The sequence below is a fragment of the Burkholderia sp. AU32262 genome, assembly GCF_020419985.1.
Classification (GTDB): domain Bacteria; phylum Pseudomonadota; class Gammaproteobacteria; order Burkholderiales; family Burkholderiaceae; genus Burkholderia; species Burkholderia semiarida.
Genome location: NZ_JAIZRS010000028.1, coordinates 1 through 21,137 on the forward strand (window position 1 = coordinate 1; position 21,137 = coordinate 21,137).

10 protein-coding genes and 1 pseudogene are annotated in these 21,137 nt (G+C 71.2%); 1 reads left to right on the plus strand and 10 read right to left on the minus strand.

The genetic code is table 11. The features are described from left to right. The first annotated feature begins 388 nt into the window (after window positions 1-388). Window positions 389-634 carry a hypothetical protein gene (locus LGN10_RS27190; RefSeq protein ID WP_226225615.1) on the plus strand — a complete coding sequence of 82 codons (246 nt, stop codon included), beginning with the start codon at window positions 389-391 and terminating at the stop codon, window positions 632-634. A gap of 22 nt (window positions 635-656) precedes the next feature. On the opposite strand, the gene LGN10_RS27195 is transcribed toward LGN10_RS27190, so the two are convergent. From LGN10_RS27195 to LGN10_RS27235, 10 genes and pseudogenes are all read right to left on the minus strand, one after another. Continuing rightward, window positions 657-1,907, minus strand: a complete 1,251-nt coding sequence (locus LGN10_RS27195) for a phosphatidylserine decarboxylase family protein (protein ID WP_226225616.1) — start codon at window positions 1,905-1,907, stop codon at window positions 657-659. Between the two features lie 541 nt (window positions 1,908-2,448). Further along, complete coding sequence (gene treY / locus LGN10_RS27200; protein ID WP_226225617.1) at window positions 2,449-5,214, minus strand: malto-oligosyltrehalose synthase; 2,766 nt, start codon at window positions 5,212-5,214, stop codon at window positions 2,449-2,451. Beyond that, entirely contained in the window at window positions 5,211-7,445 is a 2,235-nt protein-coding gene (gene malQ / locus LGN10_RS27205) for a 4-alpha-glucanotransferase (RefSeq protein ID WP_226225618.1), read from the minus strand. The genes treY and malQ overlap by 4 nt, the downstream gene beginning before the upstream one ends. Further along, complete coding sequence (treZ, locus tag LGN10_RS27210; protein WP_226225619.1) at window positions 7,442-9,313, minus strand: malto-oligosyltrehalose trehalohydrolase; 1,872 nt, start codon at window positions 9,311-9,313, stop codon at window positions 7,442-7,444. Before treZ ends, malQ begins: the two co-directional genes overlap by 4 nt. Further along, on the minus strand, window positions 9,310-11,442 hold the full coding sequence (glgX, locus tag LGN10_RS27215) for a glycogen debranching protein GlgX (protein ID WP_226225620.1): 2,133 nt from the start codon (window positions 11,440-11,442) through the stop codon (window positions 9,310-9,312). The genes treZ and glgX overlap by 4 nt, the downstream gene beginning before the upstream one ends. 36 nt (window positions 11,443-11,478) lie before the next feature. Then, on the minus strand, window positions 11,479-13,689 hold the full coding sequence (glgB, locus tag LGN10_RS27220; protein ID WP_226225622.1) for a 1,4-alpha-glucan branching protein GlgB: 2,211 nt from the start codon (window positions 13,687-13,689) through the stop codon (window positions 11,479-11,481). Then, window positions 13,686-17,096: a maltose alpha-D-glucosyltransferase gene (treS, locus tag LGN10_RS27225; protein ID WP_226225684.1), complete on the minus strand. Its 3,411-nt coding sequence runs from the start codon at window positions 17,094-17,096 to the stop codon at window positions 13,686-13,688. The genes glgB and treS overlap by 4 nt, the downstream gene beginning before the upstream one ends. Next, window positions 17,096-17,569 carry a hypothetical protein gene (locus LGN10_RS33845; protein ID WP_413227166.1) on the minus strand — a complete coding sequence of 158 codons (474 nt, stop codon included), beginning with the start codon at window positions 17,567-17,569 and terminating at the stop codon, window positions 17,096-17,098. The genes treS and LGN10_RS33845 overlap by 1 nt, the downstream gene beginning before the upstream one ends. Window positions 17,570-18,608: 1,039 nt before the next feature. After that, window positions 18,609-20,486: pseudogene (locus LGN10_RS33760) on the minus strand (maltotransferase domain-containing protein); the annotation flags it as partial. Window positions 20,487-20,637: 151 nt separating this feature from the next. Then, window positions 20,638-21,126 carry a phage protein NinX family protein gene (locus LGN10_RS27235; protein ID WP_060310417.1) on the minus strand — a complete coding sequence of 163 codons (489 nt, stop codon included), beginning with the start codon at window positions 21,124-21,126 and terminating at the stop codon, window positions 20,638-20,640. Between the last annotated feature and the right edge of the window lie 11 nt (window positions 21,127-21,137).

A 21,137-nucleotide genomic window follows, 5' to 3' on the forward strand; every position in this document is an offset into this window, starting at 1 on the left:
AGTGGACGGGTTCCCGGCACGATTGGAAGAGCGCCATGACTCAGTTCGCACTGCTTTACCCAGAACGATTCAACATTGGAGTCTGAATCTCAACCCGCCTCACACACTAAATTCCGGATACCTCCCCGGCAGTGATTCGACCGGTAGTCATATCAGCAGCGCGGAACCCAACGGCGGCGACGTTACACGCCGTTGAAAACTTTGCAGCGGTTCACGATCGCCCCCAAGTGCCCTATCACGTGGCATCGGCGCGGCACGGATACCGGCCGAAGTATGCCACTTGGCACGGTCCGTGCATGCCCCTGACGTCGCCGGCGCACGATACGCGCCGCATGCCGAGGCGACGCCGTCGTCGCACCGAGCGCAGCCGTCAACCGGGGAAACGAGCATGCTGACCGCCCACGAATTCGCCGCACTGTTCCTCGCGCATCACGCGCCCGAACAGATCCAGATCGATCGCGACGACGTCGTCGCGCTCGTCGAACGACGCCTGATCGTGATGAAGCACGACGACGCGTCGGGCGCGCACCGACCCGCGCTGACGGCCGACGGCCTGTCGGTGCTGCGATGCGTGCAGCGTCATGACGCCGCCGGTGCCCACGCAATCGGCCTGAACGAGGCGACCGACGGGTGATGCGCAGGGCCGCGCGCCGCGCTCACCGCGCGACCGCGACCGGCGCATTGACCTGCACGACGGGCGGCTCGCCTTCGAATGGCGGCGCGTACAGGAAGCGGTCGATCACGCCGGGCTCGAACAGCAGGCAGTAGGTCGAGCCGCCGAACTGGAAGTAACCGATCTCGTCGCCCTTGTCGACGCGCTGCCCCGGCACGACCTCGACCACGCACGACGATACGTCGCCCATCCCGACGAACACGGCCGCCACGGTGCCGATGCCCGGATCGTCGCTCGCGATCGCGATCACCGCGCGTGCGGCCACCGCTGTCATGTAGCCCTGCGAGTCGTTGAGCCCGGCCGGGTCCGGGCCTTCCGCTTCGGCGACCGAATAATAGGCGCCGTCTACCCGATACGCGTGCGTGACGACGCCGCGCACCGGCGCATGCCAGCGGTGATAGTTGTACGCGCTGAGGTAGGCCTGATAGACGTCGCCGCCGACGAAGCGCTCGGCGAGCGGCAGCCACGCGGGCGTGAAGAGGTCGCGCAGCGAATACGGCTGCGACTTGATCCAGAACGTGTCGCGCAGCTTCACGTTGGTTTCGGCGTGATAGGGCGCGGCTTCGCACGCGCTGACGATCACGTGTGGATCGTTCGGAGCCGCGACGGGCCGCGCGCCATCGCGAAAGCGCCGCGTGAAGAAGTCGTTCCACGAATCGAAGCCCCAGTGCGGCTGGTCTTCGCGATACTGGAACTGCGACAGCCCCAGACGCTTGCGTGCTGCGTCGCAGAACCAGCCGTCGGGCGCGGACGTGTCGAGATGCGTGCGCGAGTGCGGGCCGCCAAGGAAGTCGCACCAGACGTTCAGCACGCGCTTCAACTGCGCGTTCACGGCCGCGTCGCGAAACACCGCGTGGCCCGACGGCATGCACATCGGCCAGTCGAAGAACGCGTTCAGCGGGCACACGATCAGGCTTTCCTCGCTGAACGGCGGCGTGTAGGTCATCAGATGGTCGAGCACGGTCATCAGCTCGCCGATCGACGTGTAGCCGAGCCGGTATCCCGATTCGCACGCTTCGTCGATCGCGCGGGTCAGGCTCATGCGCAGCACCGCGTTGTCGTCGAACAGCCGCGCGAGGTCCTGCACGGCCGGCGTGCGCAGCCGCTCGCCGGCATGCGCGCGGGCTTCGTTCGCGATTTTTTCGCGGAACGCGGCCATGCGGGATTCCTCGGTGGCCATCCATCCGCCGAGGCGGCGGCGTGTGGCGGGCGGCGTGTTGCGATTCGTCGGCATCGTCACCTCCGGAACGGTTTCGGTCGAATCAGCGGAGCAAGATGCTTGCCCGGCGGGCGGCACCGAAATTGCTGCGTTCGGGCGACCGGTTTCTTTCGATGACTCAGGAGAACGGAATGGCTACAGCTTCGAACGCACGACAGACAGACGATGCAGGCTCGACGGACGAGCGTCGCCGCGACGGGCAGCGGACCGTGACGCCGACACGTACGCGGGCTCGAGTGCGAGCGCAGGCGGTGCCGCGCGACGGCGCGCGGCGGGCCGAGCGCGGTGACCGCGGCACAAGCGGAAACGGGCCGGTGACGCCGAGCCGCGGAGAAGAGGCGGCGAAACCGCTGTGGGAAGACGACCGCGGCGAGATGCCGCCGGAGGAGTGGTCGTAAGGTCGTTGACGCAGATCGTCGGCTGAACAAACTGGCTAGCGATCGGACGTTTCGGGTGAAAGCCGATCACGCGTTTGAAAGATCGATTATTCGCGGCACGTTTTTGCACAAAATCGATCGCGGGCTGCTCGCGGACTACCGTCAATCGGACATCGCCTTCAGTTTTCACTCCGCGCCGCGACGAGCACCGCCACAGGCAACTCGGCCAGACAGCGATCGAGCGCCAGCACACCATCCGGCGCATCGATCGCGTCCCCGGCATTCAACGCGTCTGTCCAGGGCCCTTCGACGCCGCGCGGCAGCACGACGGCCGTATCACCCCATCGCCCCGGTTCCACGCGCGGCAATCCGGGCGCTTCGCCCAGCAACCGGCACGCGAGCCGCGTCGCGACCACCACCACGGTCGCCGCATCGTCGCACCGCGCGAACGCCACCGCATGCCGCGCCAACTTGCCGCGCACGCGCAGCGGAACGTACACGCCATCCGCGAACGTCGTCGGCCATCGCGCCCGCAGCGCCAGCATCCGCTCGATCAGCGCGCGCTTCACGCGCGCGTCGGGCCACGTCGGCAGATACGACGCAACGGGCGCATCGACCGCTTCGGCCGCCAGCGTCGCGAACGGTACGTCGCGCCGGTTGTCCGGATCGACGAGCGAGTGATCCCATGACTCGGTACCTTGATACAGATCGGGCACGCCGGGCGACGCGATCCGCAGCGCCGTCTGCGCGAGGCTGTTGACGACGCCGGCCGGCGCGATCCGCGCGACGAACGCATGCAGCCGATGCGGAAAATCCCCGGCGCCGCGCGGCGTCAGGATCGCGCGAACGAATGCCTCGCAGCCGCGCTCGTAGTCGGGCTCGGGCGCGAGCCAGTCGGTGTGCTGCTTCGCTTCGCGCAGCGCCTTCGTCTGCCATTGCACGACGCGCGTCGCGAGCGCGTCGAGGCCGGCCGCATCGTCGGGTGCGAGCGCGGGCGGCCAGCAGCCGACGAGCGTCTGGTACAGCATCGCCTCGGCGGCCGGCCCGGGCGTCCACGGGAGGTCGCGGTGCGCGCCGCCGCGATGCGGCAGGTTCAGCGCCGACCAGTCGAGCGATGCCGCGCGCCACGCATCGGGCGCCTCGCTGAGCGCCGCGAGCCGCGCACGCGCGTCCTCGCCGCGCTTGTGGTCGTGCGTGGCCGTCGCGACGAGCCCGTGCGGCACGGTGCGCGCGCGACGCCGGTTGCGCGCATGGAACGCGCCGCGCGACAGGCTGAAGTCGCCGGCGTCGGCGCCGACTTCGTTGCGCGACAGCAGCCGGCCATAGCGATAGTTGGCCGTATCCTCGACACCCTTCGCGGCCAGCGGCGCGGTGAGCTGCGCGAACGCGACGCGCGCCGCGACTAGCGCGTCCGCGTTCGCGCGCGGTACGCGCACGACCGGCAGGCCGAGCCACGCGGCGACGCGCTCGAGCGCGAACCGGTCGGTCGGATCGACGGCCGCATGCGCACCGTCATACGCGTGGGCGAGCACGCGCCGGTCGGCGTCGGCGAGTTCCTCGCCCGGCGCCGGATACATCCGGTACACGGGCAGCCGCACCGCGAGTTCGCCGAGCACGCGCTGGATCGCGAGCCGGCTCACGTCGCGCGTCGCGGGCGACGCCCGCGCGATCCCGTGCAGCAACCGCGCGACGCGCGCATGCTCGACGGCGAGTTGGCGCATCAGCACGCGCCGCTTGCCGTCGAACGCTTCCTGCGCGAACGTGCGCGCGGAACCCGACACGGCCGCCCAGTGCGCGGCGAGCGGCGCGGCGCCGGCCGGGTCGTGCAGCAGCGCGCCGACGTCGTTCATGAAGTCGTAGCCGGTCGTGCCGTCGACGGCCCAGTCGCTGCGCAGCGCCTCGCCGGGCGCGAGGATCTTCTCGACCACGACGTAGGGCCGCGCGTCGCGCTGCGCGGCGAGCCGCGCGTGCAGCCGCCGGCAGTACGCGCGCGGATCGGCGAGGCCGTCGACGTGATCGACGCGCACGCCGTCGACCAGCCCGGCCGCGTGGAGGCGCAGCGGCAGCGCATGAACGGCGTCGAACACCGCGTCGTCTTCGACGCGTACGGCCGCGAGCGTCGCGATGTCGAAGAAGCGCCGCCAGTTCAGCTCGTCGGCGGCCGTGCGCCACCACGCGAGCCGGTAGTGCTGGCGTTCGAGCAATCGGTGCAGGCAGGCGCGCGAGCGGGCGCGGCGCGGATCGGCGCCGCGCAATACCGCGTCGAGCGCAAGCGGGCCGTGCGCGGCCGCATGATCGCGCAGCGCCGCATGGGCGGCGGCCAGCCGCGCGCTGCCGCGTGCCGGCGCGGCATCGAAGCGCTCGGCGAGCGCGTTAAGGTCCGCGCGGTTCGCGATGCGCAGGATTTCCGCGTAGGTGGCGGCGGCCACGGGCAGCCGCCGCCCGGGGCACGCGATATAGAAGCGGCCCGCGGCCGGATCGGCGCGCAGCGTGATGTCGCCGGCCGCGAGCGCATCGCCGTACGGCGCGCCGAGGCACGGCAGCAGCACCTTGCCGTCGAGCGCCGGGTCCGGCGGATGCCAGTCGATGTCGAAGGTGCGTGCGTACGGGCTCGCCGGCCCCCATTCGAGCACGTCGTTCCACCAGCCGTTCGACGACCCGCCGATGCCCATGTGGTTCGGCACGATGTCGATGATGATGCCGAGGCCGCGCGCGCGCAGCGCATCGACGAGCCGCAGGAAGCCGGCTTCGCCGCCGAGTTCCGCGCTGAGCGCGCCGTAGTCGACGGTGTCGTAGCCGTGCAGCGAGCCGCGCTCGGCCGTCGACACCGGCGACAGGTACAGGTGGCTCACGCCGAGCCGCGCGAAGTAGTCGGCGTGCGCGGCCGCGTCGTCGAACGTGAAGCCCGCGTGCAACTGCAGGCGCAGCGTCGCGCGCGGCGTCATGGGCGGCGCCCCCGCGAATGGCGCGCATGCACGACGGCGGCGATGCGCGTGCGCACGTCGGTGTCGAACAGCGTGTCGACCGTGCGCGGCAGACGCTGCCGCCAGTTCGGATGGCCGCACGGCGGCCCCGGCAGGTTCGGCTGCGCGTCGAGCGCGAGCAAATCCTCGAGCGGCAGCAGCGCGAGCGGCGACGGGCTGATCGCGACGTAGCCGAGGATCGCGTTCACCGGCGGCATGTCGGCCGGCGGCGCCGCGGCGCCGGCCGGCGCGCACCCGGCCTGTTGCAGCGCGTGCCACAGCGCCGCGCGCTCGGTGGCGCGTTCCGCGTGGGCGGCGAGCAGCTCGGGCGGCGAAGCCGGCGGCGGCGTCGGCTTGCCCGGCTCGGGGCGCTGCACGGTGTCGTGTCCGAACGCCATGCGCTGCACGATCTCGTCGGAATCGTGCGTGCTCGCATCGTCCGGCGCCGGGGCGGCCACGTCGCGCGGCGGTGTGTCGTCGCGCCGTTTCCCGGCTTCGGCGTCGGCTGCGACGCGCCGCCATCCGAGATCGACGCCGCGCCACCAGCCGGCCACGGTCGGCAAGTCGTGCGTCGAGGTGGTCGCGATCGCATCGCGATCCCATGCGGACGGCGGCCGGAACGCGCCGTTCGCGTCGCGCTCGAACCACAGCACGCGCATGCCCGCGACGCCCTGCGCGCCGAGCCGTTCGCGCAATCCGGCCGGAACGGTGCCGAGATCCTCGCCGATCGCGATCGCGCGATGGCGGGCCGCCTCGAGCGCGACGAGCCGCACCAGATCGTCGAGCGGATAGCGCAGGTACGCGCCGCTGCGCGGCGAGCCACCGTCCGGCACGATCCACATCCGCGCGAAGCCGAGCACGTGATCGATGCGGATGCCGCCCGCGTGCGCGAACGCGGCGCGCAGCAGCTCGATGAACGGCACGAAGCCGTCCGCGCGCAGCGCGGCGGGCGTCCACGTCGTCACGCCCCACGCCTGGCCGGCCGCATTGAACAGGTCGGGCGGCGCGCCGAGCGACACGCCGCGCAGCAGCGTCGTGCCGTGCGCCCACGCGTCACTGCCGGCGCGATCGGAGCCGACCGCGAGATCGGCGATCAGCCCGGTCGCCATGCCCGCGCCGCGCGCCGCGTGCTGCGCGTCGCCCAGCGCGCGCGACGCGCACCATTGCAGGAAGGTGTGGAACGCGATCGTGTCGGCATGCGCGTGCGCGAACGCGTCGACTTCCGCCGATCCCGGCATGCGCCATTGCGCCGGCCATTGCCGCCAATCCGCGCCGATCCCGTGCTCGATGCAGAACGCCTGCAGCGCATCGAAGCGCGCGTGCGCGTCGAGCGCCGCGCCGCCCGCCGCGCGAAACCGCTGGTACGTGTCGCGCGACGGGTCGTCGCTCGCTCGCCATGCGTCGAAGCATGCACGCAGACGGCGCAGCTTCGCCGGCAGCACGCGGGGCCAGTCGATCGGTGCGGCGTCGGCGTCGGCGACGGCGGCCGATGCGCGCGGCGCGGCATCGGCGCCCGGCACCGCGTCGCAGTCGAGATACGCGACGTTGTGCCAGCGCCTCGACGACGGCGAATACGGGCTGTCGTGCGCGGGGAGGGCCGGAAAGCCGGCGTGCGTCGGGCTGATCGCCACGGCCTGCGCGCCGTGGCGCGCCGCGTGCGCGGCGAGCCGCGCGAGCGTCGTGTAGTCGCCCGCGCCGTCGTCGCCGGTGCGGCGCAGGCCGTAGAGCTGCGCGGCGATGCCCCAGCGGCTGTTCGCGTCGCGTGTGCGCGCGAACGCGTCGAACGGCCGCGCGCGCGGTGGTGCGATCGCGAGCCCGATACGCTGCTCGCCGACGTCGAGCGCGTGATAGCCGGCCATCGCGAGCGGCGGCAGCGTGCCGTGTTCGCCCGTGCCGCCCACGCGCCCGTCCAGGTGCCCGCCGCTTTCGAGCGAGATCCTGAAGCGCGCGCCCGGCGCCGCGACGGTCGCGGGCAGCGTCAGCGGCAGGCCGGCGTCGCCGGTCACGGTGCGCGGCGGCGCCGCGTTCGCGTCGGCGAGCGCCGCCGCGCTGTCGACCCGCTGGATCGCGGTGCCACACGGCCAGCCGAGCGCATCGACGAGCGCGACGAGCGCGTCGTCGTCCACGCGCCGCGCGACGCCGCCCGCGTCGGTCCAGTCGGGCTCCAGTCCGGCCGCACGGGCGAGCGCCGCGATCGGAACGTCGGTCGTCATGATGAACTCCGTCCGTTCGCGCGGTGATGCCGCGCATCCTGGTTGACCGCGCCGTCGCGCCACGCGATGCACGCGCGGGGCGGCACGTGCCCGCCCGGCAGCCGGTCGCGCGCGCGCGGCGGCGTCTCGAACACGATCTTGCCGACCGGCAGCGCGGGCAGCGTCGCGTCGTGCGAGCCGAGATTCAGCGCGATCGTCAGCGTGCTGCCGTCGCCGAGGCGCCAGCGCGCGGCGAGCGCGGGCGGGTCGCCGTCGCCCGCGAGCAGATCGACGCCGAGCGACCGCGCGCCGGCCAGGTGCGGCGTCACGAGCGCCGCGCGCACGGCCAGCGCGCTGCGGTAGAAGCGCCGCCACGCGGCCGCGTCGGGCCACGATTCGTCGGGCGGATGGTGCAACGACGAGCGCACGAACGTCGCGATGTCGTTCGGATCGGGAATCGCGTCGCGATGCGCGGCATCGGCGAACGCGGGAAACGCGGCGAATTCGCGGCGCCGGCCTTCGCGCACCGCGTCGGCGAGCGCGCCGCGATAGTCGGTGAAGAACTGGAACGGCTGCGTGCTGCCGTCTTCCTCGCCCATGAACAGCAGCGGAATCGACGGCGCGAGCAGCATCAGCGCGGTGGCCGCGCGCACCGCGTCGTCGTTCGCGAGCGCGCGCAGCCGTTCGCCGAACGCGCGGTTGCCGATCTGGTCGTGGTTCTGCAGAAACACGACGAACGCGGTCGGCGGCAGGTGCGCGCTCGGCTCGCCGCGCGCCGCGCCGTCGTGCAGCGGCGACGGTTCGCCCTGATACGCGAAGCCTTCGCCGAGCGTGCGCGCGAAATGGCGCAGCGGCGCGTCGGCGTACGCGCGATAGTAGCCGTCGCGCTCGCCGGTCAGCAGCACGTGCGCGCTGTTGTGGAAGTCGTCGTTCCATTGCGCGTCGAAGCCGCCGGGGCCGAGCAGGCTCGCGGTATTGCGCTCGTTCTCCAGCACGAGATGCACGTGGCGCGCGCCGCCCGCGTGCGCGCGTACGCGGCGCGCGAGTTCGCGCAGCCATGCGTCGTCGCCGATCGCGTGCGCGGCGTCGATGCGCAGCCCGTCGAAACGGTACTCGTCGAGCCAGTACAGCGCGTTGTCGATGAAGAACGCGCTCGTCTGCGGGCGGGAGAAGTCGATCGCCGGTCCCCACGCGGTCTGCGGGTCCGCGCGGAAGAATTCGGGCGCGTAGCGCGGCAGCAGGTTGCCGTCGGGGCCGAAGTGGTTGTAGACGACGTCGAGGAACACCTGCAGCCCGAGCCCGTGCGCGGTGTCGACCAGCGACTTCAGCTCCTCGGGCCGCCCGTACGACGCGTCGGGCGCGAACGGCAGCACGCCGTCGTAGCCCCAGTTGCGCGCGCCCGGGAATGCGTTGACGGGCATCAGCTCGACGGCGGTCACGCCGAGTTCGGCGATCGTCGGCAGCCGCCGCTCGACGGCCGCGTAGCCGCCGCACGCGCCGACATGCAGCTCGTACAGCACCGTCTCGTGCCACGGGCGGCCGCGCCATGCGTCGTGACGCCAGCGGTACCCGGTTGGATCGACGATCTGGCTCGGCCCGTGCACGTCGTACGGCTGGAAGCGCGACGCGGGATCGGGGACCGCGAGCGCGTCGTCGAGCAGGTAGCGGTACAGCGTGCCGGGGCCGCACGGCGCGACCGTCTCGAACCAGCCGTCGCCGGCCGGCGTCATCGGAATCGCGCGGCCGCCTTCGTCCTGCAGCTCGACGGCGGCCGTGCGGCTCGCGGGCGCCCACAGCCGGAAACGCGTGTGGTCGGCATCGACGCAGGTCGCGCCGAACGACGATTCGAATGCATGCGTGCCGGTTGGGCGGGCGGAACGGGATGTCATGGCGATCCTCGGGAAGGAGACTGATCGGGCGGCGGCACGGCCGCGACCGCGATCGCGGCCGCATGCGCGGCGACGTCGAGGCCCGCTTCCGGCCACGAGCGCGGGCCCGAGTCGGGCGTCGCGGTGTCGAGCAGGATCCGGTAGTCGAGTACGGGCGCGGGCGGCATGAACGTGATGGTGTCGGCCGATGCGTTCAGCATCACGAGCAACGCCTCGGTGCGTCCGGTGCGGCCGGTGCCGACGCGCCGCATCGTCAGCGCGCGGCGTTCGCCGTCTTCCCACGCGGGGACGGTCAGCGCGTGGCCGCGTTCGTCGAACCATTCGATCTCGCGCATGCCCGGCGCGCCGTCGCGGTCGCCCGACGGGTAGCGCGGCGCCGACATCACCGGGTACATGCGCCGCAGCGCGGCGAGCCGCGACACGAAGCGGGTCATCTCGACGCCTTCGTCGCCGTGCGCCAAGTCCCAGTCGAGCCAGGACAGTTCGTTATCCTGGCAATACGCGTTGTTGTTGCCCTGCTGCGTGCGGCCGAATTCGTCGCCCGCCACGAGCATCGGCGTGCCGAGCGCGGTAAACAGCGTCGCGAGCATCGAGCGCGCGACGCGCCGGCGCACGTCGCGGATCGCCGCGTCGTCGGTCGGCCCTTCGGCGCCCCAGTTCGCGCTGCAGTTGTCGTCGCGGCCGTCGCGGTTGTCCTCGCCGTTCGCGTCGTTGTGCTTGCCCGCGTACGACACCAGATCGGCGAGCGTGAAGCCGTCGTGCGCGGTGACGAAATTGATCGATGCCCAGGTGCGGCGCCGCCCGTGATTGAACAGGTCGGCCGAGCCCGACAAGCGTGCCGCCAGTTCCGGGCGCTGGCCAGCGTCGCCGCGCCAGAAGCGTCGCACGGTGTCGCGAAACCGGTCGTTCCACTCGGCGAAGCCGGGCGGATGGCGGCCGAGCTGATAGCCGCCGGGGCCGAGATCCCACGGCTCGGTGATGAGCTTGCGCTGCGCGAGCACGGGGTCCTGCCGCAGCGCGTCGAAGAACCCCGCGCCGGGTTCGAAGCCGTGATCCTCGCGGCCGAGCGTCACGCCGAGATCGAAGCGGAAGCCGTCGATGTTGAACGCGGTGGCCCAGTAGCGCAGCGAATCCATCACCATCTGCACGACACGCGGATGCGACATGTTCAGCGTGTTGCCGCACCCGGTTTCGTCGACGTGGTAGCGCAGATCGTCGGGCCGCAGCCGGTAATAGCTCGCGTTGTCGAGGCCGCGCCACGACAGCGTGGGCCCGAGCTGGTTGCCTTCGCACGTGTGGTTGTAGACGACGTCGAGCACGACCTCGATGCCGGCCGCGTGCAACTGGCGCACCGCGATGCGCATTTCGTCGAGTCGCCGCGTCGTCAGATACGACGGCTCCGGCGCGAAGAACGCCGCCGTGTCGTAGCCCCAGTAGTTGCGCAGCCCGCGTTTCACGAGCTCGCGCTGCTGCAGGAACGCGTGAATCGGCAACAGCTCGACCGTCGTCACGCCGATTGACAGCAGATGATCGATGAACGCCGGATGCGCGAGCGACGCGAACGTGCCGCGCTCCGGCGGGCGCAGCCCGGCGCGGCGCATCGACGCGCCGCGGACGTGCGTCTCGTAGATCACGGTACTGCGCCACGGCACGTTCGGGCGCCGGTCGTTGCTCCAGTCGAACGCTTCGTCGACGACCACGGCTTTCGGCATCGCGGGCGCCGAATCGCGGCGGTCCATCGACAGATCGGCCCGATTCGAATGCACGCGATAGCCGAACAGCGCGTCCGACCAGCGGAACTGGCCGACCAGCTTGCGTGCGTACGGATCGAGCAGCAGCTTGGTCGGATTGAAGCGATGGCCGTTCTGCGGCTGGTACGGGCCGTCCGCGCGAAACCCGTACACGGTGCCCGGATGCGCGTTGGGCAGGTAGCCGTGCCACACCTCGTCGGTGCATTCGGGCAGGTCGAGGCGCGCGAGTTCCTTGCGGCCGGTCGGATCGAACACGCACAGCTGAATGCGATGCGCGTGCGCGGAAAACACCGCGAAATTGGTCCCGAGGCCGTCCCAGGTCGCGCCGAGCGGATAGCTGCGGCCGGATTCGAGACGGGTGGGGAGGGCGGTCGGCATGGGGCGGTTCTCCGTGTCGAGGGCGCGAGCGAGTGATCAGGCAGGGGTAAGCCACAGCGTCGCGAGCGGCGGCAGGCGCAAGGTCGCCGACCACGCCTCGCCGTGGGCCGGCACGGCTTCGGCCCACACGGCGCCGTCGTTGCCGGCGTTGGTGCCGCCGTACGTCGCGGCATCGGTGTTCATCAGTTCGCGCCAGTGCCCGGGCGCGGGCAGCCCGAGGCGGTAGCCGCTGCGCGGCACGGGCGTGAAGTTGCACACGGCGACGACGAGGTGCCCCGCATCGTCGCGGCGGGCGAACGCGAACACGCTGTTGTCGCGGTCGTCGCCGATCAGCCAGGAGAACCCGGCCGCGTGGCAGTCGAGCGCATGCAGCGCCGGTTCGGCCGCATACGTGCGGTTCAGATCCCGCACCAGCCGCTGCACGCCGCGATGCGCGGGCGCGTCGAGCAAGTCCCAATGCGGTGTCGCATCGTGCGCGAACTCCGACCATTGCGCGAATTCGCTGCCCATGAACAGCAGCTTCTTGCCGGGATGCGCCCACATGAAGCCGAAATACGCGCGCAGCGTCGCGAGCCGCTGCCACGCGTCGCCGGGCATCTTCGCGACGAGCGAGCCCTTGCCGTGCACGACCTCGTCGTGCGACAGCGGCAGCACGAAGCGCTCGGAGAACGCGTACACGAGCCCGAACGTCATCCGGTCGTGGTGATAGCGGCGGTGGATCGGGTCTTCGTGCAGGTATGCGAGCGTGTCGTGCATCCAGCCCATGTTCCATTTGAAGTCGAAGCCGAGCCCGCCGTCGGCGGTCGACGCGGTGACGCCCGGCCACGCGGTAGATTCTTCCGCGACCGTGACGACGCCGGCCGGCGCGGACGCACCGTGCAGCGTGTCGTTCAGCCGGCGCAGGAACGCGACCGATTCGAGGTTCTCGCGGCCGCCGTACACGTTCGGCACCCACTCGCCTTCCTTGCGCGAATAGTCGCGGTACAGCATCGACGCGACCGCGTCGACGCGGATGCCGTCCACGTGATAGCGGCGCGCCCATGCGAGCGCCGACGCGACGAGGAATGCACTGACTTCGGTGCGCCCGACGTTGAACACGCACGTGTTCCAGTCGGGATGCATGCCTTCGCGCGGATCGGCATGCTCGTACAGCGCGCTGCCGTCGAATTGCGCGAGCCCGTGCGCGTCGTTCGGAAAATGCGCGGGCACCCAGTCGACGATCACGCCGATGCCGGCCGCATGCGCGCGATCGACGAACCGCGCGAAACCCTCGACCGGCCCGAAGCGCGCGGACGGCGCGAACTGCGACAGCGGCTGGTAGCCCCACGAGCCGCCGAACGGGTATTCGGCGATCGGCATGAACTCGACGTGCGTGAAGCCCATCCCTTTCACGTATGGAATCAGCCGCTCGGCGAGTTCGTCCCACGTCGCGCTGCGGTCCATCTGTTCGGGGATGCGCTGCCACGATTCCGGATGGACCTCGTAGATCGACCACGGCACGCGATAGCGGTCGTCGTTGCGCGGCCGCGCGTGCATCCAGCCGTCGTCGTGCCATGCGAACGCGTGGAGCGCCGCGACGTCGGCGACCACCGATGCCGTGCTCGGCGGCGCCTCGGTCGCGCGCGCGCACGGGTCGGCCTTGTGCGGCAGCACGCGCCCGTCGGCCGCGCGCAGCTCGAACTTATAGCGCTCGCCCGCGCCGATGCCCGGCACGAACAGCTCCCATACGCCCGACGGCCGCCGCAGCCGCATCGGATGCCGGCGCCCGTCCCATGCATTGAAATCGCCGACCACAGATACGCGCTGCGCGTTCGGCGCCCAGACCGCGAAGCGCACGCCGTCGGTGTCGTCGATGCGCACCGGTGTCGCGCCGAGGCAGTCGAGCACGGCATCGGGATCGCCGGCCGAGAAGCGCGCGAGCGCCGCTTCGTCGAGCAGCGTGCCGAATGCATACGCGTCGTCGGTGACCTGGTGGGCGTTCGGCCAGTCGATCGCGAGCAGGTAATGCGGCCAGCCGCCGTCGTGCGCGATCGTCCCCGCGAAGCAGCCGGCGCGATCGATGCAGGCGAGCGCGCCGAGCTCGGCGCCGTCCGGCGACAGCGCGCGCACGCGCTCCGCACCGGGCAGCAGCGCGCGCACGACGATCCGGTCGGCCTGTTCGTGCGGGCCGAGGCACGCAAACGGGTCGGGATGGCGGCCGGCGAGCAGCGCGTCGATATCGGCGCGTTCGAACAGCGTGTCGGTCATGGGTGTCCTCCGTCGTCGGGCAGCACGCCGTCGCCGAGCAGCCGGTCGACCAGCGCCGCGAGCCCGCCGACCGGCACGCTCAGCCAGTCGGGCCGGTTCGCGGCTTCGTAGCACAGCTCGTACGACGCCTTGTCGATCAGAAACAGCGCGAGCAGGCGGTCCGCGTAGTGCGGATCGACGAAGCGCGCGGGGGCGAGGTCCGCGGCCGCGCGATAGCATTCGACGAAACGGTCGGCGGCGGCCTGCCCGAAGCGGTCGAACAGCGCGCGCTTGCGGCCGGCGGCCTGGGGCGGCGCTTTTTCGATCGCGAACTGCGCGGTCGCGCTGACGTATGACAGCGAGCGCAGCAGGCCGGCCACGTCGCGCAGCGGATGCGATTTCGCGCGACGCCGCTCGAGCGGGCGCGCCGGTTCGCCTTCGAAGTCGATCAGCAGCGCGTCGCCCTGCACGTCGAGCACCTGGCCCAGATGGAAATCGCCGTGAATCCGCGTGCATTGCGCGTCGAGCGTGCGCGGCACGAGCTCGCCGAGCGCGAGCACGGCCGCGTCGCGCGACGCGAGCAGCGCATCGGCCGACGCGCGGGTGGGCGCATCGATCGCATCGAGCCGCGTGCGCAGCACGTCGAGCGCGCGCTCGAACGATGCGATCGCGTCCATGCACCAGCCGTCGATGTGATCGGGCGTCGCGCGCTCCGGCGCGAACGCGGGATCGTCGGACGGCTGCGCGAGCGCGACGTGCAACTGGCCGAGCCGCGTGCCGATGATGCCCGCGAACGCCGCGTAGCCGAGCAGCGCATCGGGTTCCTCGTCCGTTTCGGCCGCCTCGCCTTCGTCCGCGGCCGGCAGCGCGAGTTCGTCGATCGCGCGCCGCAGGAAGTCGAACGAGCGCGTCCACGCATCGCCCTGGTTGTCGACGTAGCGCTGCAGGATCGCGACCGTATGCGGCGTGCCGTCCGGATCGACGTGCACGACTTCGCCGGCCAGCGTCGCGGTGTTCGCATAGCCGATGCGCGTCAGGTGCCGGCTCATTTCCGCTTCCGGATGAACGCCGTGCGCGACCTTGCGCACCAGCTTCAGCACGATCGCGTCGCCGATCACGAGCGAGCTGTTGCTCTGCTCGGCCGCGAGCCAGCGCACTTCCGCGTCGTCGCCCGGATCGAGCCCGGCGAGCGCGTCTTCCGGCAGAAAGGTGAGCCGGCCGCCGTCGGACGTGGGCACCGTCGCGCCGTCGCGCAGCTTGCGCAGCATCCCGCGCGCGAACGCCGGCAGCGCGAACGCGTCGGTCAGGTAGCCGACCGTATGGCCACGCCGCACGCGCGCCAGCGCGAGTTGCGCGAACAGCGGATGGGACGTCTCGCCGCCCCACGCGGCCGCGAGCGGCACCACGTAGCGTTCGACGCCGCCGTCGCTCGCCGACACCCATGCCTCCGCATACTGGAACGGCTCGTCCGGAATCGGCGTGACGACGTTCAGCCACGCGTCGCCGATCTTGCGGTCCTTCGACGCGAACCAGCGCCGCCGCGCGAGCCATGACGCAAGCGCGTCGTGCGCGAGCGTGTGCAGCTGCGAGACGTCCGGCCGCGTGTCGCCGCGCCGCATCACGAGCGTCACGTATTCGGGCAACGGTTCCGCGTGCGGCTGCCGCCACGACGGCTCGCGGCCGTGCTCGGCGAGCACGAACCAGAGGAATCCGTACGGCGGAAAGGTGAGGAGATACGGGAGCTGGCCGATCGGCGGAAACGGCGAATCGGACGTCATCTCGATCGGCACGCGGCCCGCGAATTCGGACAGGTCGAGCTCGACCGCCTGCGATGCGCGCGACAGGTTCGCGACGCACAGCAGCGGCTCGTGGCCGTCCAGCTCGCGCAGATACGCGAGCACCTTGCGGTTGTCCGGGCGCAGGAAGCGGATCGTGCCGCGCCCGAACGCCTGCGACGCCCGGCGCGTCGCGAGGATGCGCCGCGTCCAGTTCAGCAGCGAATGCGGGTCGCGCGTCTGCGCTTCGACGTTGATCGCGTCATAGCCGTACAGCGAGCCCATCACCGGCGGCAGCACGAGCAGTTCGGGGTCGGCGCGCGAGAAGCCGCCGTTGCGGTCCGACGACCACTGCATCGGCGTGCGTACGCCGTCGCGGTCGCCGAGGTGGATGTTGTCGCCCATCCCGAGCTCGTCGCCGTAGTAGATCACCGGCGTGCCGGGCATCGACAGCAGCAGCGAATTGATCAGCTCGATGCGGCGCCGGTCGCGCTCCATCAGCGGCGCGAGCCGGCGCCGGATCCCGAGGTTCAGCCGCGCGCGCCGGTCGCTCGCATAGGTCTGCCACAGCAGGTCGCGCTCCGAATCGGTGACCATCTCGAGTGTCAGCTCGTCGTGGTTGCGCAGGAACACGGCCCACTGGTTGCTCGGCGCGAGCGCCGGCGTCTGGCGCATGATGTCGAGGATCGGGAAGCGGTCCTCGCTCGCGATCGACATGTAGATGCGCGGCATCAGCGGGAAGTGGAACGCCATGTGGCATTCGTCCTCGTTGCCGAAATATTCCTGCACGTCTTCCGGCCACTGGTTCGCTTCCGCGAGCAGCATCCGGTTCGGGTATTCGGCGTCGATCGTCGCGCGGATCCGCTTCAGGATCGCATGCGTTTCCGGCAGGTTCTCGTTGTTGGTGCCTTCGCGCTCGACCAGGTACGGCACCGCGTCGAGCCGCAGCCCGTCGATGCCGAGGTCGAGCCAGAAGCGCATCACCTGGATCACTTCGCGCACGACGGCCGGGTTGTCGAAGTTCAGGTCGGGCTGGTGCGAGTAGAAGCGGTGCCAGTAATACTGGCCGGCCACCGGATCGTGCGTCCAGTTCGACGTTTCGGTATCCAGAAAGATGATCCGCGTGCCCGCGTACTTCGTATCGGTGTCGGACCACACGTAGTAATCGCGATACGTGGAGCCCGGCTTCGCGCGGCGCGCGCGCTGGAACCACGGATGCTGGTCCGACGTGTGGTTGATCACCAGTTCGGCGATCACGCGGATGCCGCGCGCATGCGCTTCGCGTATGAAGCGCCGCACGTCGGCCAGCGTGCCGTAGTCGGGATGCACGTCGCGGTAGTCGGCGATGTCGTAGCCGTCGTCGCGGCGCGGCGACGGATAGAACGGCAGCAGCCAGATCGTGTCGACACCGAGCTCGGCGATGTAGTCGAGCTTCGCGATCAGGCCGGGGAAATCGCCGATGCCGTCGTTGTTCGAGTCGTAGAACGACTTCACGTGCACCTGGTAGATGATCGCGTCCTTGTACCACAGCGGATCGTCCGCGCAGAGCGCGGGTTCGCGGCGGCGCGCGCGGCGCCGGCGCGGCGTGCCGGCCGGCGCGAGCGACGGGAATTGCGCGCGGCGCACGTCGTCGAGGGAATCTTCGCGTTTCATCATCCGTGGGCTCCCGAGGAAGGTCGGGCGTCGTCCGGCGCGGGCGTCGCCGCCCGCGCGGCGCCCGGAGGCGGCGCGAGCCGCCAGATGGCGTACGGCCGCACGTGCGGATCGAGCGACACGTACTGGCGCTGGCCGCGCCAGGTCTGCGCGTGCGCGGCGTCCTGTTCGAGCGCATCGAGCGGCTCGCCGTCGGCCAGCCCGAGGCCGCGCCACAGCGCCGCATCGAGCGTGAAGTTGGCGGCCTGCGGATGCCACGGGTCGAGGCTGATCGCGACGACCACCACGCTGTCGAACGCGGGGGTCGCCTTCATGAACACGAGCACCGAATCGTTGTCCGCGTCGACGAACGTGAGCCCGAGATGCGTCTGCAGCGCCGGGTGATCGCGCCGCGCGCGGTTCAGCCGCGCGATTTCCGCGCCGATGTGCGCGGCCTTGCTCCAGTCGCGCGCGCAGCTCGTATTTCTCCGCATCCGCGTATTCCTCGCTGTCCGGCAGCGGCGCCGATTCGCCGAGCTCGAAGCCCGAGTACAGGCCCCACGAGCCGGCCAGCGTCGCCGCGAGCGCCGCGCGGATCACGAACTGCGAGCGCGGCGCGTTCTGCAGGTGGCGCGGGTTGATGTCGGGCGTGTTGACGAAGAAGTTCGGCCGGAAGAATTCGCGCGCGGGGCCGGCCGTCAGCTCGGTCAGGTAATCGATGAAGTCGCGCTTCGATTCGCGCCACGTGAAATACGTGTAGGACTGCGAGAAGCCGACTTTCGCGAGGCGATACATCATCCCCGGGCGCGTGAACGCCTCGGACAGGAACACGACGTCCGGATGCCGGCCGCGCACGTCGTCGATCATCCACGCCCAGAACGGCAGCGGCTTCGTGTGCGGGTTGTCGACGCGGAAGATCCGCACGCCCGCGTCGACCCAGAACAGCACCGCGTCGCGCAGCGCGAGCCACAGGTCGGGCAGCGCGTCCGGCGCGTAGAAATCGGGGTTCACGATGTCCTGGTAGCGCTTCGGCGGGTTTTCGGCGAAGCGCAGCGAGCCGTCGGGCCGCCACGCGAACCAGCCCGGATGCGCGGCGAGCCACGGATGGTCGGGCGAGCACTGGATCGCGAAATCGAGCGCGATCTCGAGCCCGTGCCCGCGCGCGGCGTCGACCAGCGCGCGGAACGAATCGAGCGTGCCGAGCTGCGGATGCACGGCCGTGTGCCCGCCGTCGGGCGAGCCGATCGCATACGGACTGCCGACGTCGTCGGGGCCCGCGGTCAGGCTGTTGTTGCGGCCCTTGCGGGCCGACATGCCGATCGGGTGGATCGGCGGGAAATACAGCACGTCGAAACCCATGTCGCGGATGCGCGGCAAATGCGCGATCACGTCGTCGAACGTGCCGTGCCGGTGCGGATCGTCGCTCGCCGAGCGCGGAAACATCTCGTACCAGCTCGAGAAGCGCGCCTTGCGGCGTTCGACGTCGACGGGGTAGGTCGTCGCGTCGTGCGTGACGAACAGGCGGTAGCGCAGCGCCGCGTACGCATCGGCGAGTTCGGGCGCGCCGATCAGTGCGAGGCGGTCGTCGGGCGACGCGTCCTTGAGCTCTGCGGCGAGCCGTTCCATCTGCTTGCGCGCGCGCGGATCGACCGGCTCGGCTTGCTTCAGCGCGGTCGCGAGCAGCAGTTGCGCTTCGCGCACCTCCAGCGTGACGTCCTGGCCGGCCGCGCGCTTCTTTGCGATATCGGTGACGAGCGACGCCCAGTCGTCGCGCCACGCGACCACGCGGAATTCATGACGGCCGAGCCGGTCGAGCGTGACGCGCGCGTGCCAGCGGTCGTTCGGCTCGGCTTCGAACGGCACTTCGCGCCAGGTATCGTCGTCGGCGGCGCGCCACTGAAGCACGGCCGCCAGATGCGCGTGGCCGTCGGTGAAGATCGACGCACCGACGACGAGCGGCTCGCCGATCACGCGCTTGATCGCGAAGCGGCCGCCGTCGACCGACGGCTCGACGCGCTCGATCGCGATCCGGTCGGCTGCAAGCGCCGCCGACAGCACGGTGCGCTCACGCGCGGCGTCCGGGCGTGTCGTGACGGGCGGCGCCCGCCACGCATGCAGCAGCGCATACGCGCCGGGCGCGAGCGTGAACGGTTCGAGCGCGGCAGGCGGATGCGGGTGCGCGCCGGCATGCGTGACGACGCGCGTGAAGCCGCCCGGCACGCCGGGCAGGATCGTCGCGGGGTCGAGCGTGGCGGGCGCGTCGAGATCGGGATTCAACGCGATCAGCAACGCCGCGTCGTCATGGTCGAGCGACGGGCCCGTACCGCGCAGCAGCGCGGTCGCGTGCGCGGCCGGCGCGCTCAGTTGCACGATTTCGCCGCGCGTCGCCGCGACCGGGGTGGCGCGGCGCCACGCGTTCGCATCGGCGAGCGCGCCCGACAGGTCGAAACGCGCGTGCTCGAATGCGGCGCGGTAACGTTCGGCATCCGCGTCGCGCGCCATCAGCGGCACCGTCACGCCGCGCTCGAATCCCATCGGCACGAGCCAGCCGGTGCCGACGGCCGCGGCCGTCCACAGCGCGCGGCGATACGCGCGGGCGACGGTGTCGTCCGACGCGTCGGGCCAGTCGTCGGCGAGACGCGGGCCGTCCGGCGCATCGGGGAACGCGATCGGCGCGCCGATCCGACGCAGCAGCCGGTGTTCGTCCGCGAACCACGGCGCGCGCAAGTCCCACCAGCGCACCGATGAAAACACCGCGTCGAACCCGGCGCCTTCGAGCTGCGCGAGCGCGTCGCGCGCATGGCCGGGCACGCCGGCGAGCACCGCGACGTCCGGGCGTGCGCGGCGCAGCGCCGCGCGCCACCCCGGCCACCAGTCGGCCGGCAGATGATGCGGCGCGTCGATCAGGAAGCCGGCCGCGCCCGCGTCGGCGAACGCCGCGAGATGCGCGCACCACCATGCCGACAGCGCGTCGCGCACCGCTTCGTCGCCGGCGTTCGCATGCGCGATATCCAGCGCGTGCGCGGTGCCGCGCGGATCGATCAGCGCGTCGTCGTGCGTGTGCTCGACGTACCAGTCCGGATGCTCGGCGCGCAGCGGGTTCTCGCGTGCGATGCGATCGGGCACGACCTCGAGCAGCAGGCGCAGCCCGTGGCCTTTCGCCAGTTGCGCGAGCCGCGAGAAGGTTTCGAGCGCGCTCGCGCGCGTCTCGAACGACCGGGCCGGCCGCCGGAAATCGGCCACGTGGCGCGGAAAGCCGGCGACGCTCGCGGCCCAGAACGCGCCGACCAGCACGTGATCGAAGCCCATCCCGGCGATATGCGCGAAGGTCTGCGGCCACGCGTCGAGCGGCCCGACGAGGCGGGCGTCGCAGAAGTAGAGGTGTGGAGCGAACGGCGGTGTGGAGTCCATGGCGTGGCGCGGGCGGATGGCGGCGAGCGGTAACGCAGCGGCATCGCAATCGGTGTGCCTGCTGCGCGATCACCGGCGGAACAGGGCGTGCACGGAAAGGCGGTTTGAAAGGGCCTGTCGTTTTTACATGACCGCCGAGGCCGCACCTGTATTACATGCGCGGGATGGACCGAATATCCGAGCTGTCGCCCGTCGCCGGATCATCGTCCGTATCCGGAATCGGCACACCGGGGTCATAGCGCACCACCTTGCCGTGTTCGATCCGATGCGGGAACGACGGCGGCGCGTCCACGTCATCGCCGAAACGCGCACGCACGAACGCGCGCAGCAGCGCCACGCGCGCGTCGCGGCCGTGGGCGCCGCAGGTCGACGGGCCGTCGACGAAGGTGGCGTCGCATTCGACGTCGTCGCCGTGACGCGCGATCCGCAGGTCCTCCACGCGATCGAGCACCGCACCGGCGTCGGCCCACGAGGCCGACGGCGCAAACGGCGCGTCAAGATGCCGGAACGCGTCGCAGGCGGCCGTCACGACGACGGTCGGCGCGACGGCCGTGAAACGCAGCGTGTCTTCATCGTCGGCGCACAACGCGCGTGCGCACCAGTAGTCGAGATCCTTTCCGTCGAGTGCGTCGGTTCGCATGGGCTGCCTCC